Source organism: Mycobacterium sp. E2238 (assembly GCF_001672665.1).
In the GTDB taxonomy this organism is placed as follows: Bacteria; Actinomycetota; Actinomycetes; order Mycobacteriales; family Mycobacteriaceae; genus Mycobacterium.
In genome coordinates this window covers 1-15,625 of record NZ_LZKF01000043.1, presented here as the reverse complement: position 1 = coordinate 15,625, position 15,625 = coordinate 1, and the positions used below count along the sequence as shown (strand labels likewise).

The 15,625-nt window shown below is 68.7% G+C and carries 12 protein-coding genes and 1 pseudogene; 10 read left to right on the top strand and 3 right to left on the bottom strand.

Going from position 1 to position 15,625, the window contains the following annotated elements:
• Nucleotides 1-367, bottom strand: a 367-nt coding sequence (locus tag A5711_RS03500; RefSeq protein ID WP_067944095.1) for a hypothetical protein, incomplete at its 3' end; no start/stop codon positions are given.
• Nucleotides 368-582: 215 nt separating this feature from the next.
• Between A5711_RS03500 and A5711_RS03495 the strand changes: the two genes are divergently transcribed.
• Together A5711_RS03495 and A5711_RS03490 are read left to right on the top strand one after the other, a co-directional pair.
• Nucleotides 583-1,296, top strand: coding sequence for a response regulator transcription factor (locus A5711_RS03495; RefSeq protein ID WP_369829918.1), 714 nt, complete (start codon nucleotides 583-585; stop codon nucleotides 1,294-1,296).
• Nucleotides 1,293-2,750, top strand: a complete 1,458-nt coding sequence (locus A5711_RS03490; protein ID WP_067944093.1) for a cell wall metabolism sensor histidine kinase WalK — start codon at nucleotides 1,293-1,295, stop codon at nucleotides 2,748-2,750. The genes A5711_RS03495 and A5711_RS03490 overlap by 4 nt, the downstream gene beginning before the upstream one ends.
• Nucleotides 2,751-3,172: 422 nt before the next feature.
• On the opposite strand, the gene A5711_RS03485 is transcribed toward A5711_RS03490, so the two are convergent.
• On the bottom strand, nucleotides 3,173-3,964 hold the full coding sequence (locus tag A5711_RS03485; RefSeq protein WP_067944097.1) for a trypsin-like serine protease: 792 nt from the start codon (nucleotides 3,962-3,964) through the stop codon (nucleotides 3,173-3,175).
• Between the two features lie 134 nt (nucleotides 3,965-4,098).
• Nucleotides 4,099-4,866: a TVP38/TMEM64 family protein gene (locus A5711_RS03480; RefSeq protein WP_067944090.1), complete on the bottom strand. Its 768-nt coding sequence runs from the start codon at nucleotides 4,864-4,866 to the stop codon at nucleotides 4,099-4,101.
• 169 nt (nucleotides 4,867-5,035) lie between these two features.
• On the opposite strand from A5711_RS03480, the gene mutA reads away from it, so the two are divergent.
• The 8 genes and pseudogenes from mutA to A5711_RS03440 form a co-directional block, all read left to right on the top strand.
• Entirely contained in the window at nucleotides 5,036-6,913 is a 1,878-nt protein-coding gene (gene mutA, locus A5711_RS03475; protein WP_067944088.1) for a methylmalonyl-CoA mutase small subunit, read from the top strand.
• A 5-nt stretch (nucleotides 6,914-6,918) separates the two neighbouring features.
• Entirely contained in the window at nucleotides 6,919-9,171 is a 2,253-nt protein-coding gene (gene scpA / locus A5711_RS03470; protein WP_067944086.1) for a methylmalonyl-CoA mutase, read from the top strand.
• A pseudogene (gene meaB / locus A5711_RS03465) lies at nucleotides 9,172-10,172 on the top strand (methylmalonyl Co-A mutase-associated GTPase MeaB). It begins immediately after the preceding gene.
• Between the two features lie 51 nt (nucleotides 10,173-10,223).
• Nucleotides 10,224-11,510 carry a serine hydrolase domain-containing protein gene (locus A5711_RS03460; protein ID WP_067944082.1) on the top strand — a complete coding sequence of 429 codons (1,287 nt, stop codon included), beginning with the start codon at nucleotides 10,224-10,226 and terminating at the stop codon, nucleotides 11,508-11,510.
• Between the two features lie 278 nt (nucleotides 11,511-11,788).
• Nucleotides 11,789-12,703 carry a sulfotransferase family protein gene (locus tag A5711_RS03455; protein ID WP_067944081.1) on the top strand — a complete coding sequence of 305 codons (915 nt, stop codon included), beginning with the start codon at nucleotides 11,789-11,791 and terminating at the stop codon, nucleotides 12,701-12,703.
• Nucleotides 12,704-12,893: 190 nt separating this feature from the next.
• Nucleotides 12,894-13,958, top strand: coding sequence for an NAD(P)-dependent oxidoreductase (locus A5711_RS03450; RefSeq protein WP_067944096.1), 1,065 nt, complete (start codon nucleotides 12,894-12,896; stop codon nucleotides 13,956-13,958).
• 283 nt (nucleotides 13,959-14,241) lie between these two features.
• Entirely contained in the window at nucleotides 14,242-15,072 is an 831-nt protein-coding gene (locus A5711_RS03445) for a TylF/MycF/NovP-related O-methyltransferase (RefSeq protein ID WP_067944079.1), read from the top strand.
• A 112-nt stretch (nucleotides 15,073-15,184) separates the two neighbouring features.
• On the top strand, nucleotides 15,185-15,625 hold a 441-nt coding region (locus tag A5711_RS03440; RefSeq protein WP_197520734.1), incomplete at its 3' end, for a glycosyltransferase.

Sequence of the window (15,625 nt, the reverse complement as noted above, 5' to 3'; positions counted from 1 at the left end):
GAAACCAACCTGAAGCGGTCGCGCGGACCCTTGGGTCACCGCAGCGACATGCCCGCTCCCCGGGCGGGCCGGGCGGCGGCGCAAACCCGAAACCGCCCATCGGACCGCCCATCGGCGGGGGCGGCGGCGGTCCGTGCTGCAGGGCCATCATCGGCGGCGGCCCGGGCGGCAGCGGCGGCCCGGGCGGCCCGGCGCTGATGATCCAGGCGAAGGCGATCGCCGCGATGGTGCCCGCCGCGCCGATCATCGCGCCCGCTACCCCGACGCCGACCACCACGCCGGTGGAGTGCCGGCGGGGCTCGCGTGGTGGATGGGCGGCCGGCAGGGGCGCGGGTGGATGGGTATCGATCTCATCGTTTGTGGTCATGGCACCGGACGGTAGGAGGCGGAACTGAAGTGGACCTGAAGAAACTTGTGTCCCGTGAGTCACTCGTGTCACCAGCGAAGGTGCGCGGCGTTCTGCCCGCCTCACAGCGACATTGCTAGGACCCCGCCCGGGGAGCGGGCATGTCGCTGCGGTGACCCAAGGGTCCGCGCGACCGCTTCAGGTTGGTTTCAGAACGTGCGCCGACAATGGGAGGCATGACGAACGGACCCCGGGCCGCCGCCGGCCACTTCAGCGTCGGCGCGCCCCGGGTCCTGGTGGTCGAGGACTCCGAGACGATCCGCGAGATGGTCAGCGAGGCGCTCACCGACGTCGGCTACCACACCGTCGGTCGCTTTGACGGCGACGGGCTCGAGGAGGCGCTGGACGGCCTGCGGCCGGACCTGGTGGTGCTCGACGTCATGCTGCCGGGGCGTGATGGCTTCGACCTCATCGATGTCATCCGCGACTGGGGCGATGTCGGGATCGTCCTGATCACGGCTCGCGACGGCCTGGAAGATCGGCTGCGCGGGCTGGACGGCGGGGCCGACGACTACGTGATCAAACCGTTCGAGCTGGCCGAACTGGTGTCACGGGTCGGCGCGGTGTTGCGCCGGCGCGGACGGCTGCCGAAAGTCGTTCAACTCGGCGACCTGATGCTCGACGCCGACGCCGGCGTGGCCGCGCGCAACGGTTGTCGCCTCGACCTGACGGCAACCGAGCTGCGGCTGCTGTCCTTCCTCGCGGAGCAGCGCGGCCGCATCGTCAGTGCCGGCCAGATCCTGAACGCCGTGTGGGGGTACGACGCCTACGACCCCAACCTGGTCCAAGTGCACGTGAGCGGCTTGCGGCGCAAGCTCGAAGCCCACGGGCCGCGGATACTGCACACCGTGCGCGGCATCGGCTACCGGCTGCAACCCCAGCGATCATGACGACGCGGACGCCCTCCCTGCAGCGCCGGGTGACGCTCGTGGTGGTGGCGCTGCTGGCCCTGCTGCTGGTGGTGCTCGGCGTCACCATCGACGTCAGCCTGGGCGTCATCGCCCGCCGGAACCTGCACGACCGGCTGCTCGCGGCGGCGTCGCGCGCCGAGGCGCTGGACGCCGCGCACACCTCACCCGATCTGCTCGCCGCCGAACTCAACGGCGGCGGGGTGCGCGCGCTGCTGGTCACCGCCGACGGCGCCGCCTACGGCGACCGCGGCATCAGCCCCGATACCGTCGCCGGTCCGGTGGCCCCGCCGCCCTTTCCACCCCCGCCGGCACCGCCGCCATGGGAACCCGGGCCGAATGTCCCACCGCCCTGGCCACCGCCACCACCGCCCCCGCCCCTACCGGATGTCAGCGCGACGGCCATGGTGCGTCCGTTGCCGGACGGCGCCCGGGTGATCCTGGTCGCCGACACGACCCAAACCACGCAGGTGACGCACCAGTTGCGGCTGCTGATGGTCGGGGCGGGCGTGGCGACGCTGGCTGTCGCCGCACTGTTGTTGGTGGCGGTCAGCCGGGTGGCGCTGCGGCCGCTGGACCGGCTGACGGCGCTGGCCAACGACATCCGGACCGGTGATCGCGGGCGGCGGCTGCGCCCCGACCGCGCGGATACCGAATTGGGCCGCGCGGCAAGCGCATTCGACGGCATGCTGGATGCCTTGGAGGCATCCGAGCGCCGGGCGCAGCGGGCGGCCGACGCGGCCCGGCGCGCCGAGACGGCAACCCGGCGCTTCCTGGTGGACGCCGCCCACGAGCTGCGCACCCCGATCGCCGGGATTCAGGTCGCCGCCGAGCAACTCGCCACCAGCGCCTCCCAGCAAGGCGACGACACAGATGGTCAGTATCGCCGGGCCAGCCTGCTGCTGTCCGACGCGCGGCGCGCCGGGCGGCTCGTCTCGGACATGCTCGATCTGAGCCGCATCGACGCCGGCCTGCCACTGGACATCCAGCACGTCGACCTGGCCGCGATCGCTGACGGCGAAGCCGACCGGGCCGCGATGCTGGCACCGCAACTCGCCGTCCGTCGCACGGGCCTGGGCGAGCTGACCGTCAACGCGGACCCCACCCGGCTCGCGCAGATCCTGTCCAATCTCCTCGACAACGCCCGCCGATATACGCCGCCGGGAGGCTCGATCACGATCGACGTCCGCAGGCACGAAGGCGCCGCGGAGGTGACCGTAACCGACAGCGGGCCCGGCATTCCCGACGACGAGCGCGAGCGGATCTTCGAGCGGCTGGTGCGGCTCGACGCCGGACGCGCCCGCGATCACGGCGGCGCCGGGCTGGGCCTGCCGATAGCCCGGGCGCTGGCGCGTGCGCACGGCGGCGAGCTGGTTTGTCTGCCGCACGACGGCGGGGCGCGGTTCCGGCTCAGCATGCCGGTCGAACGCGGGTGAGCGGTGGCCGCCCCAGGCGAGGCGGCCACCGCTCCAGACTGCTAACGCCTCGTCAGATTCCCGGCGGCGGTGGCCGGAGCGGGTCGCCGGGCCCCGGGCCCCCCGGACCAACCGGACCACCCGGACCACCCGGTCCCGGTGGGCCTCCGAACGGGCCGCCCGGCGGGTGCTGCGGTCCCGGCGGTCCCGGCACTCCCGGCTGTCCCGGTGGTGGGGGTGGATCCGCACTCGCCACCGCGGCGCCGAAGCCGGCCACGGCCGTCCCGAGGGCGCCCGCGAGCAGCGAACCCGCGATGAGTTGTTTGATCTTCACTCGGCCCATCTCTCCTCTCTGTCGGCGGCGCATGTATCCGCGGGGGGACCCGCGGATCGCCGCGATCCGCGACAGTAGGAAGTCAGCCTGAAGCCAGCCTGAAGGAGAGTCAGCCGGACGCGGCCGCCGCGGTCACGGCGGTGAGATGCCACCGGTCGAGCCACGGCTGGATCAGTTCGGCGACCGAGAATTTCGCCGGGACCGAACACCCGGGCCTGGGCGCGTGAGGGTCGCCCCCGCGGATCAGGATCCCGACGGCGCCGACGGTGCCATCGCCTTGTTTGAGGTACACCGGGCCGCCGGAATCGCCGCATTGGCCGGGCGCCAGGAACACGACCTTGCTGTCGGTGATTTCCGTGATCTGTCCGCACGTCGCCTCGCCGGTGCCCATGCCGAATTTGCAGAGTTCCTGGCCGGTATGCAGGTTGGTGGCGACGCCGGAGACCCGCAAGGTGGACGCGATGGCTGGATTCTGGGGAACGTCGTCCCCATTGAGCACGATGAGGCCGATGTCGTGCTGTTCGTCGTGAACCCCCTCGCTGACCGTCTGGCTGAACGTGCCCAGCGTCGCGTAGGGGAGGACCCCGCCCAGGTTCATCGTCACCTTGCTGGCCTCCCCGGGACGGTTGCAATGGCCTGCGGTAAGCACACCGGGCTGGCCGGTGTTGGTGCGCACCAAAAACCCTGCGGTGCAGCCCATTCCGCCCGACCCGTCGGCGTACTGGACGTAAATGCCCGCCCCTGGGCCGACGGCGGTCGACGCGGGCAGATCGATCGGTGACAGGAGCGGCGGCGGGCCTGGTTCGTGGGTCGGGCCAGTGTTCTTGGGCAGCATGTAGACGGCTGCGAAGAAGGCGACGACGCAACAAAGCGACGCGATCACCAACAACGCGGAATGCATCTTGGACCGCGGCGGGTACGGCGCTTGGGTTCCGGCCAACAGCCCCCCTTTGAGCGGATGCCGGTATCGGTGCGGTCCAGCTTGCCAGCTTCTGTCCGCCGGCCGTGGCGATTAGCCAGATTTGCTGCAGGAGATCAGCCGATGGGGGCCGGCTCCGGGGAGGGCCGGTCGGCGGCGGAATTGTGCGTGCGGTGATGGTGCCGGCGGTAGTGGCGGATCTCGATCACCAAGCCCGTCAGACCCAGGGTCGCCGTGCACAGCGAAACCAGGTACAGCAGCGAGCTGGGGTGACCGGCGAGCGCGTCGCCCAGGATCACGACGGCGGCGGTGCCGGGCAGCAGGCCGCCCAGCGTGGCCAGGCTGTACGGCAGGACCCGCACCGTCGACGCACCGGCGGCGTAGTTGATCGCCGAAAACGGCACCGCGGGAATCAGGCGCAGCGACAAGATGGCCAGCCAGCCCCGCTGCCGCAAGCGCTCCTCCACCGTGTCGATCGACCGATGGCGAACTAGACGGTTCAGCCGCCACCCGGCCGCGCGCACCAGCAGCATCGCGATCACCGCGCTCGCGGTGCTGGCAACCACCGCGATCGCCACACCCATCAACGGCCCGAACAGCAGCCCGGCGGCCAGGGTGAACGCCGTCCGGGGCACCGGCACCACGGTGACCACGATGTGGGCGGCGAGAAACGCCAAGGGAAACCAGGGGCCGACCGACTGGGCCCAATCGCGCATCTGCACCGGGGTGGGTAAGGGCAACCATGACGCGGCCGCGATCAAGAGTGTGATACCGACCACTGTGGCGATCGCCCGGGGCCGCGATAGCAGACGCGCGGCCGCGCCCAGCGCGCCGCCGAGGTCGCGCAGCGTCCGGTTGATTCTGCAGGTGGCGGAAGCCGTCACGCCTGTAAAGGTTACGGGGCGCAGATGAATAACTCGTTTCCCGAGGCTGGCGTTTCATCACCGGCCTGCCTTGCTGTTAGCGCGGCGTGGTTTTCTGCCGACAGGCTCGATCAATTAGCCTGATTAGTAAGTCGCAGGCCCCATTTGCTGGCAAAAAAGGGAGCAATCGGTGTCCATTGATGTACCCGAGCTCGCCGAACTAGAACAGGTTCGCGGGCGTTGGCGCAGCGCGGTCGCCGGCGTGCTATCGAAAAGCACCCGGAAGGACCCCGAGGAACTCGGGGACCAGCCCGAGCGGCTGCTGGAAACCCCGACCTACGACGGCATCGCGGTCCGCGCGCTCTACACGGCGCTGGACGAGCTGCCGGAACCGCCGTTGCCCGGCGAGTGGCCTTTCGTGCGGGGCGCCGATGCGCTGCGCGACGTCAAGTCCGGCTGGAAGGTTGCCGAGGCGTTCCCCGCCGATCGCGTCGCCGGGGTAGCGGCCCAGGATGTCAACTCGGCGGTGCTCGAGGCACTTGGCAACGGGGCCAGCGCGCTGGTGCTGCGGGTGGGCGAATCCGGCGTGACGGTCGACCAGCTCGCGGATGCCCTGCAGGGCGTGCACCTGAGCATGGCGCCGGTCATCGTCGACGCGGGCGCGGACTACTCGGCCGCCGCCGACGCCATGTTGTCGTTGGCCGCAGGCGTCGAACCTGACCAGCGCGAATTACTCTCGATCGACCTGGGCGGCGACCCCCTGACCGCGACACTGAGCGATCGTCCCGTGCCCGCGATGGACGAGGTGGTCGCGGTCGCCAAGCGCGCTGCCCGGGAGCGCGGCGTGCGGGCGATCACCGTCGACGGGCCCGCCTTCCACAACCTGGGGGCCAACGCGACGTGGGAGTTGGCCGGCACCGTGGCCGCCGGGGTGGCCTATCTCCGGAGGCTCACCGAGTCGGGCATGTCGGTCGGGGAGGCGTTGCGGCAGATCAGTTTCCGGCTGGCCGCCGACGACGATCAGTTCGTGACGCTCGCCAAGATGCGGGCCGTGCGTCACCTCTGGGCGCGGGTCGCGGAGGTCGTCGGCGACCCGGACGGCGGCGCGGTCACCGTGCACGCCGAAACGTCGCTGCCGATGATGACCCAACGCGACCCGTGGGTGAACATGCTGCGATGCACCCTGGCCACGTTCGGCGCGGGCGTCGGCGGCGCCGACACCGTGCTGGTGCTCCCGTTCGACGTCGCGATCCCGGGTGGCTTCCCCGGCACGGCGAGAAGCTTCGCGCGCCGGATCGCCCGCAACACCCAGCTGCTGCTCTTGGAGGAGTCGCACGTCGGCCGCGTGCTCGACCCCGCCGGCGGCTCATGGTTCGTCGAGGACCTCACCGCCCGGCTCGCGGAGCAGGCCTGGGAGCATTTCCAGGCCATCGAGGCGCGTGGCGGGTTCGTCGAGGCGCGCGAGTACGTCGCCGAGCAGATCGCCGAGGTGGCCGCGCGACGCGCCGACGACATCGCGCACCGCCGCACCGCGATCACCGGTGTCAACGAGTTCCCGAACCTCACCGAACCCGCTCTGCCGCATGATGATTCGTCGGGTTCACCGCTGGCCGCCGGCAACCTGCAGCGTTATGCCGCCGCGTTCGAGGCGTTGCGCGATCGCTCCGACGTCTTCCTGGAGCGCACCGGCGCGCGTCCGCAGGCGCTGTTGCTTCCGTTGGGCCCGCTGGCCGAGCACAACATCCGGGCCACGTTCGCCGCCAATCTGCTGGCGTCGGGCGGCATCGAAGCCGTCAACCCGGGCACGGTCGACGCCGCCGGTGTCGCGAAGGCGGTTGCCGACGCGGGATCGCCCAGCGCGGCGGTCATCTGCGGCACCGACAAGCGTTACGGGGAGGAGGCCGCGGCGATCGTCGAGGCGGCCCGAACCGCCGGCGTGTCGAGGGTCTACCTCGCCGGGCCGGAAAAGGCCATCGCCGATGCAGAGCACTGGCCCGACGAATTCCTGACCGCGAAAATCAATGCGGTCGAGGCCCTTTCGAACCTGCTGACTCGACTGGGAGCGTAGCCGCAATGACCACAACCGCACCTGTGATCGGTAACTTCGCCGACGTCCCGCTGAACGGCGACCGCCCGCTGCCGCCGCCCACCGCGGCCGCGGTGGAAAAGCACGTCGCGGCCGCCGCGGCGGCGCACTGGTACACGCCCGATCAGCTCGAGTGGCACACGCCGGAAGACATCGCCGTCAAGCCGGTCTACATCGGCGCCGACCGCGCGGCCGCGGTGGCCGGCGGTTACCCGCTGAACAGCTTCCCCGGCGAGCCGCCCTTCCTGCGCGGCCCGTACCCCACGATGTACGTCAACCAGCCGTGGACCATCCGTCAGTACGCGGGATTCTCCACCGCGGCGGAGTCGAATGCGTTCTACCGTCGCAACCTGGCGGCCGGCCAGAAGGGCCTGTCGGTGGCCTTCGACCTGGCCACCCACCGCGGCTACGACTCCGACCATCCGCGCGTCCAGGGCGACGTCGGAATGGCCGGCGTGGCAATCGATTCCATCCTCGACATGCGCCAGCTGTTCGACGGCATCGACTTGTCGACGGTGTCGGTGTCGATGACGATGAACGGCGCCGTGCTGCCGATCCTGGCGCTGTACGTGGTGGCCGCCGAGGAGCAGGGGGTGCCGCCGGAGAAGCTGGCCGGCACCATCCAGAACGACATCCTCAAAGAATTCATGGTGCGCAACACCTACATCTATCCGCCCAAGCCGTCGATGCGCATCATCTCCGACATCTTCGGCTACACCAGCGCGAAGATGCCGAAGTTCAACTCCATCTCGATCTCCGGCTATCACATCCAAGAGGCCGGGGCCACAGCCGATTTGGAGCTGGCCTACACGCTGGCCGACGGCGTCGACTACATCAAGGCTGGCCTGGACGCCGACCTGGACATCGACAAGTTCGCGCCGCGGCTGTCGTTCTTCTGGGGCATCGGGATGAACTTCTTCATGGAGGTCGCCAAGCTGCGGGCGGGCCGGCTGTTGTGGAGCGAGCTGGTGGCGCAGTTCAACCCAAAGAACCCCAAATCGCTGTCGCTGCGCACACATTCGCAGACCTCCGGCTGGTCGCTGACCGCGCAGGACGCCTTTAATAACGTCGCGCGCACCTGCATTGAGGCGATGGCCGCGACCCAGGGGCACACCCAGTCGCTGCACACCAACGCCCTCGACGAGGCGCTTGCGCTGCCCACGGACTTCTCCGCGCGGATCGCGCGCAACACGCAGCTGCTGCTGCAGCAGGAGTCTGGCACCACGCGGCCCATCGACCCGTGGGGCGGCTCGTATTACGTGGAGTGGCTGACCCACCAGCTCGCGCAGCGGGCCCGCGCGCACATCGCCGAGGTGGCCGAGCACGGCGGCATGGCCCAGGCCATCAACGAGGGCATCCCGAAGTTGCGCATCGAGGAGGCCGCCGCGCGGACCCAGGCCCGCATCGACTCCGGAATCCAGCCGGTGATCGGCGTCAACAAGTATCAGGTCGAAGAGGACCAGGAGGTCGAGGTCCTCAAGGTCGAGAACAGCCGGGTGCGCGCCGAGCAGCTGGCCAAACTCAAGGAGCTGCGGGCCAGCCGCGACCAGGCCGCGGTCGACGCCGCGCTGGCCGACTTGTCGCGGGCCGCCGCCGCGCACGGTCGCGCCGGCGACGACGGGTTGGGTAATAATCTGCTGGCGCTGGCGATCAACGCCGCCCGGGCCAAAGCCACGGTCGGGGAGATCTCCGACGCGCTGGAAAAGGTATACGGCCGGCACCAGGCGGAGATCCGCACCATCGCCGGCGTCTACCGGGACGAAGCCGGAAAGGCCCAGAACATCGCAACCGCCACCGAACTAGTCGAGAAGTTCGCCGAGGCCGACGGCCGCCGGCCCAGGATTCTGGTGGCCAAGATGGGCCAGGACGGTCACGACCGCGGCCAGAAGGTGATTGCGACGGCCTTCGCCGACCTCGGCTTCGACGTCGACGTCGGCTCGCTGTTCTCCACGCCCGAGGAGGTGGCCCGCCAGGCCGCGGACAACGACGTGCACGTGGTCGGCGTTTCGTCGCTGGCCGCCGGACACCTGACGCTGGTGCCGGCGCTGCGCGACGCGCTCGCCGAGGTGGGACGGCCCGACATCATGATCGTGGTCGGCGGTGTCATCCCGCCCGGTGACTTCGACGAGCTGTATCAAGCCGGGGCCGCCGCCATCTTCCCGCCCGGGACGGTGATCGCCGAGGCCGCGATCGGCTTGCTGCACAAGCTTGCCGAACGCCTGGGTTACACGCTCGACTAGATGGCAGCCCGCAAGAGCGACACCGTCGACGAGCTGGCCGACGCCATTCGCCGCGGCGACCGCGCGGCGCTGCCGCGGGCCATCACACTGCTGGAGTCCACCCGCGCCGACCATCACGAGAAGGCGCAGCAGCTTCTGCTCGCGCTGACGCCCGACTCGGGCAACGCGCACCGCATCGGCATCACCGGGACCCCCGGGGTGGGGAAGTCCACCACCATCGAGGCCCTCGGCATGCACCTGATCGAGCAGGGCCACCGGGTGGCGGTGCTGGCCGTCGACCCGTCGTCGACACGCAGCGGGGGATCGATCCTGGGCGACAAAACCCGGATGGCGCGGCTGGCGGTGCACCCGGACGCGTACATCCGCCCGTCGCCGACATCGGGCACCCTGGGCGGCGTAGCAAAGGCCACCCGCGAGACGGTGGTGTTGTTGGAGGCGGCCGGTTTCGACGTGATCATCATCGAGACCGTTGGCGTCGGCCAGTCCGAGGTGACGGTGGCCAACATGGTCGACACGTTCGTCCTGTTGACCCTGGCGCGCAGCGGCGATCAGCTGCAGGGCATCAAGAAGGGCGCGCTGGAGCTGGCCGACATCGTGGTGGTGAACAAGGCCGACGGGGAGCATCTCGCGGAGGCGCGGATGGCCGCCCGCGAGCTGTCGTCCGCGATCAGGTTGATCCATCCGCGTGAAACACTCTGGCGGCCACCGGTTCTCACGATGAGCGCGACGGAGGGGACCGGCCTGCAGGAATTGTGGGACACCATCGAGCGTCATCGCCAGGTGCTCACTGAAGCCGGCGAGTTCGAGGCGCGCCGCCGCGCCCAGCAGGTCGACTGGACGTGGCAGATGGTGCGCGACACCGTCCTGGACCGGGTGCTGTCCAATCCGAAGGTGCGCAAGATGCGTGCCGACATCGAGCGCCAGGTCAAGGCCGGCGAGCTGACCCCCGCGCTGGCGGCGCAGCAAATATTAACGGCCTCGTCAGGATAACGGATAGATAAACAATCCGATTTCGCTCCGGGAAGGTGTGAAATCCAAGTAAATTCAAAAATGTGACGGTGGAAACCCGAGTCGATCGCCGCGCGGTCCCTGTCCACGATGACCTTGACGCAGGTCACCGTGTGTCCGGCGCGGCGGACTCACACTTCGGATGCGTCGTTCGCAGTTTCGCCAGCATGTTCCCCGCTCGCCGCTTCGGCGGCGGCGCGCTGGCGGTGTATTTGGACGGCCAACCCGTCGTCGACGTCTGGACCGGGTGGTCCGACCGGGGTGGCCACACCCCGTGGTCGGCCGACAGCGCCCCGATGGTGTTCTCGGCCACGAAAGGCATGGCCGCCACCGTCATTCACCGGCTCGCCGACCGCGGGCTGATCGACTACGAGGCGCCCGTTGCCGAGTACTGGCCGGAGTTCGCGGCCAACGGCAAGGCGAACCTCACCGTGCGTGACGTGATGAGGCACGCTGCCGGCCTGTCGGGCCTGCGTGGCGCCAGCACCGAAGACTTGCTGGACCACGTCGTCATGGAAGAACGGCTGGCGGCCGCGGCACCGGGCCGGCTGCTGGGCAAGTCGGCGTATCACGCCCTTACCTTCGGCTGGCTGATGTCCGGCCTGGCCCGGGGCGTGACCGGAAAAGGCATGCGAGCGCTGATCCGCGAGGAGCTCGCCGAGCCGCTGGGCACCGACGGGCTGTACCTGGGTCGGCCGCCGGCCGGCGCGCCGACGCGGGTCGCCCAGATCGTGGCGCCGCAGAACCTCGTGCGGAACCCGGTGCTGAGCTTCGTGACTCGCAAGGTGGCCAACGAGCTGTCCGGCGGGTTCCGGTCCATGTACTTCCCGGGCATGGTCGCGGCCGTGCAGGGTGACACCCCGTTGCTGGACGGGGAGATCCCGGCGGCCAACGGGGTGGCGACGGCCCGGGGACTGGCCCGGATGTACGGCGCCATCGCCAACGGCGGCGAGGTTGACGGCATCCGGTTCCTATCCCGCGAAATGGTCGCCGGCCTGACCGGTCGGCGGAGCTTGCGCCCGGACCGAAACCTGTTCATGCCGCTGGCATTCCACCTGGGCTACCACAGCCTGCCCATCGGGAACGTGATGCCCGGCTTCGGCCACGTCGGGCTGGGCGGCTCGCTCGGCTGGACCGACCCGGCGAGCGGCGTAGCTTTCTCGCTGGTGCACAACCGGCTCCTGACCCCGTTCGTGATGACCGATCACGCCGCGTTCGTCGGCATCTATGCGCTGATCCGCAAGGCCGCGGAGAAGGCGCGCAAACGCGGCTTCCAGCCGGTGACCGAGTACGGGGCACCGTTCTTCGAGCCGGGGGCCGTCGCGGGGTAGGCGCGCAAAGTCCAGGTCAGTCTGGTCCGGCGCGGCTCAAGTTACGCGTTGTCTACGCGGGTTTTACGCATTTGATGTGTGTTTCATAGATCCAACCCGCAAAGTCGAACTGTCGGTAATACTTCCGCGAAACCCGTGGCGTCGACGCGCACAAGTTGGAAGGCTGAAGCTGGATGAACTGGGCCCCCATCACTAGACCCGCCGAAAGCATCGCCCGCTCCGCCACTCCTCCCCAGCATTCGACCGCGACACGCCCCCTCGCCTTGTTCGTTCTGGGTATGGGCCGGTCAGGGACGTCGGCACTGACCCGGGTTCTTTCGCTATGCGGCGCCACGCTTCCCGCGGGGATGATGGGGGCGGACGAAACCAACAAGCGGGGCTACTGGGAGCCGCGCGCTTCCCTGCTTCTCAACAGGTCAATCCTGGAGCGCCGCGGCAGCGCGTGGTGGGACCCATCACTGCGCGTGCTGGAGGAAGGCGCCTTCACCGCGGCGGAGCGGGCGGCGTGCACCGCCGACATCGCGTGTTACCTCAAGTCGATGCCGGACGCACCGTTGCTGGTCATCAAGGACCTGCAGATCGTCGTGCTCTCGGAGATGTGGTTCGAGGCGGCCCGGCTGGCGGGTCTCGACGTCGCGGTCGTGATCGCGGTGCGCCACCCGCAGGAGGTGATCGCCTCGCTCGGGAAGGCCACCGGGGCCTCGCCGGAACTTGCGAGCGCCCTGTGGTTGAAGGGAAACCTGCTGGCCGAGCGGCACTCGCGCCGCGTGCCCCGGGTGTTCGTCGAATACACGCAGCTTCTGGAGAACTGGCGCCGCGAGGTGAAGCGAATTTCCTCCGCGCTGGACATCGACCTCAGCATCGGGGACGAAAGCGCGGTCGATGATTTTCTCAGCTCCGATCTGCGGCGCAACCGGGATTGCGGCCCGGTGGTCGATCGTTTTGGCACGGACTGGATGTCGGCGGTTTATGAGGCCATGCACGCCGCTGCGCTGGACGGGCCGCCGGACGTGGCGACGCTGGATCGGGTTTTCGAGGCGTATCGGGCCAGCGAGCATGATTTCCGGGTGGCGTTCGCGGACGCCCGCAGGCATTCCAGCAGCTTCGCCGCCAGGCTGCTCCGGCCGTCCATCATGAGGCCGGTGCTGGAGGTCGTTGCGTTGGCTCACGGGCGCAGGGGGACCTGGGCCTAGCCTGGGACGGCTTTCGGCAAACCCAACCGGAGCGGCTGATTGCCAAGGCAATCAGCTGCGATGCGCTGAATCGGCAATCCGGCTGGCCGCACGGGAACGCCCGATATGATCGACCGGACCGCGACCTCGGCAACTTGTGCCGGTCACCTACCTGCACATCAATGGGAGGCATCGGCTCTTGTCAGCATCCGTGCTCATCACCGGGGGAGCGGGATTCATCGGGTCGGCGCTGTCGCATCGCCTCGTCGAGGATGGTTACGACGTCGCGGTGATGGACATCCTGCACCCACAGGTGCACGGTGCGGATCGGCCACTCGATCTGCCGTCGTCGGTGCGGTTGTTCACCGGGGATGTCGCGCACGCCCCCGATTGGGATGCAGTGCTCAGGCTGTGCCGCCCGTCCCAGATCATCCATCTGGCGGCCGAGACAGGAACAGCGCAGTCGCTGTCGGAGGCGACGCGCCACGGCTCGGTGAACGTGGTAGGCACCACGCAGCTCCTGGATGCGTTGAGCCGCTCCGGGCACGTCCCTGACCAACTCGTGCTGGCGTCATCGCGGGCGGTCTATGGCGAGGGCGCTTGGCAAGCCGGCGACCACGTTTTTTACCCGCCGCCCCGCAGCCACGCGCAGCTGATGGCCGGTCAGTGGGATCCCCAAGGGCCCGACGGCGAGCCCGCGCTGCCGCTGCCAAGTTGTGCGACCGGAACCGAGCCCCGGCCGACCAACGTTTACGCCGCCACGAAGCTCGCCCAGGAGCACTTGCTGGCGGCCTGGACGGCCGCGCACGACACCAATGTCAGCGTGCTACGGCTGCAGAATGTCTACGGTCCCGGCCAATCGCTGACGAATTCGTATACCGGAATCGTCGCTCTGTTCGCGCGTTTGGCGCGCGAAGGGCAATCGCTCGAGGTATACGAGGACGGCAGGATCGTGCGCGATTTCGTCTACATCGACGACGTCGTCGACGCGCTGTTCGCGGCGCTGCAGGACCCCGCGACCGAATCGCGCCGCCTCGACATCGGATCGGGCAAGGCGACCACTATCCACGAGCTGGCTGACAAGGTCGCCACCATGTGCGACGCCCCGGAGCCGAACGTCGTGCCCAAATTCCGCGACGGTGACGTACGCGCCGCGAGCTGTGACATCGGACCGGCCGGCAGCGAGCTGGGCTGGCGGCCGAAGTGGACCCTCGACGAGGGTTTGCCCGCGTTGCTGGACTGGATCGGTAAGGAATCGGGATTGTCCTCCGGCTGATCGAACCAACGCGGCGACCTCACCGTGCCTATAACAGCTAACCGGCGGAGGATCCAGCAAACGGCGCTCCCCTCGGTGGACGGGGCGATGACCATTCGAAGCATATGATGGTCCGCAGAGGCTGACCGGTGGTCAGCGGGCGAGCCAGTATGGTGGCTACGCGCTACAAACGGAGAGGCCGAGCGTTGACCGGGTTGATGGAAAAGTACGAAACGGCGTGGGGGCTCGGACGGACGTCTACGCTGATCACCGGGAGGAAGTTCGTGCGAACTAGGGGGCAATCGTGACCGTTGCCGATCGCGATTCCCGGTCTTCATTCGTGGACACACGATCCGCCTACCTCGACCTGCTCCGGCGCAACCTCACCCGGTATGGCAGCGACGAGCTGGTGCCCGTCGGTTGGAATTACTTCGGACGCCCGGTGCTCAGCGCCGGCAAATTCATGCTGGTGCGCAAGCGTCCGTTCAATCCGCACGCGCGTGACCTGGGGCTGGATTGGCCGGCGGATGCGTTGACGATGATCGGCATGCAGCGACTGACGAGTTTGCAGCGCTGCGTCGAGACCGTTCTGAACGAGAACATCCCCGGCGACCTGGTCGAGTGCGGGGTGTGGCGCGGCGGGGCGTCGATCTTGATGCGGGCGGTGTTGGCCGTCTACGGCGATAAGAAGCGATCCGTGTGGCTGGCCGATTCGTTCGAGGGAGTTCCGCCCCCGGACACCGCGCATTTCGAAGCGGATAGGGGGATCCGGCTGCACCACGCCGCCGGTGTCCTGGCGGTTTCCGAGGCGCAAGTGAAAGCGAATTTCGAGCGCTACGGGTTGCTGGACGACCAGGTTCGTTTCCTGCCGGGCTGGTTCAAAGACACGCTGCAGGGCGCCCCGATTGAGCGCATCGCCGTGCTGCGGCTCGACGGCGACCTGTACGAATCGACGATCCAAGGGCTCGACGCGCTCTATCCGCGGCTGTCGCCGGGAGGTTTTTGCATCGTTGACGACTACCACGCGATCGACGCGTGCCGGCAAGCCGTCACGGACTACCGAACTGAGCATGGCGTGACTGCCAAGATCGTCGAGATTGACGGCACCGGTGTGCTGTGGCGCAAGGAACGATAGGCCGCTCGCCATCGCCGAAGGCGCCCGAATCGATGCTCGGACTCGCCGATACTTAAAGTGATGTCGTTGCATCGTTGCCGCCGATGACACAACTGAAGGGCTTGGATTCGCGATGAAACTTGTGCTGGCAAGCTATGGCACTCGTGGCGATGTCGAGCCTTCCCTGGTGGTCGGCCGCGAACTGCTGCGCCGGGGCCACGATGTGCGCATGGCGGTCCCGCCCGATTCGGTCGCCTTCACCGAGGCCGCCGGGCTGCCGGCTGTTCCGTACGGGCTGGAATCGCAGGCCTGGCTGGACCTGTACCGCAACTTCTGGACGTCGTTCTTCAGCGGTTTCTGGCGGGTTCGGGAGCTGAGATCTATGTGGCGGGAGATGTGGGATATCAGCGACCAGTGCTGGGCACAAATGAACACGACACTGCTGGCGCTGGCCGACGGGGCGGACCTGCTGTTCGCCGGGCAAAGTTACCAAGAGCCCGCCGCCAACGTCGCGGAGTACTACGACATCCCGTTTGCCACGCTGCATCACGTCCCCATGCGGCCGAACGGCCAG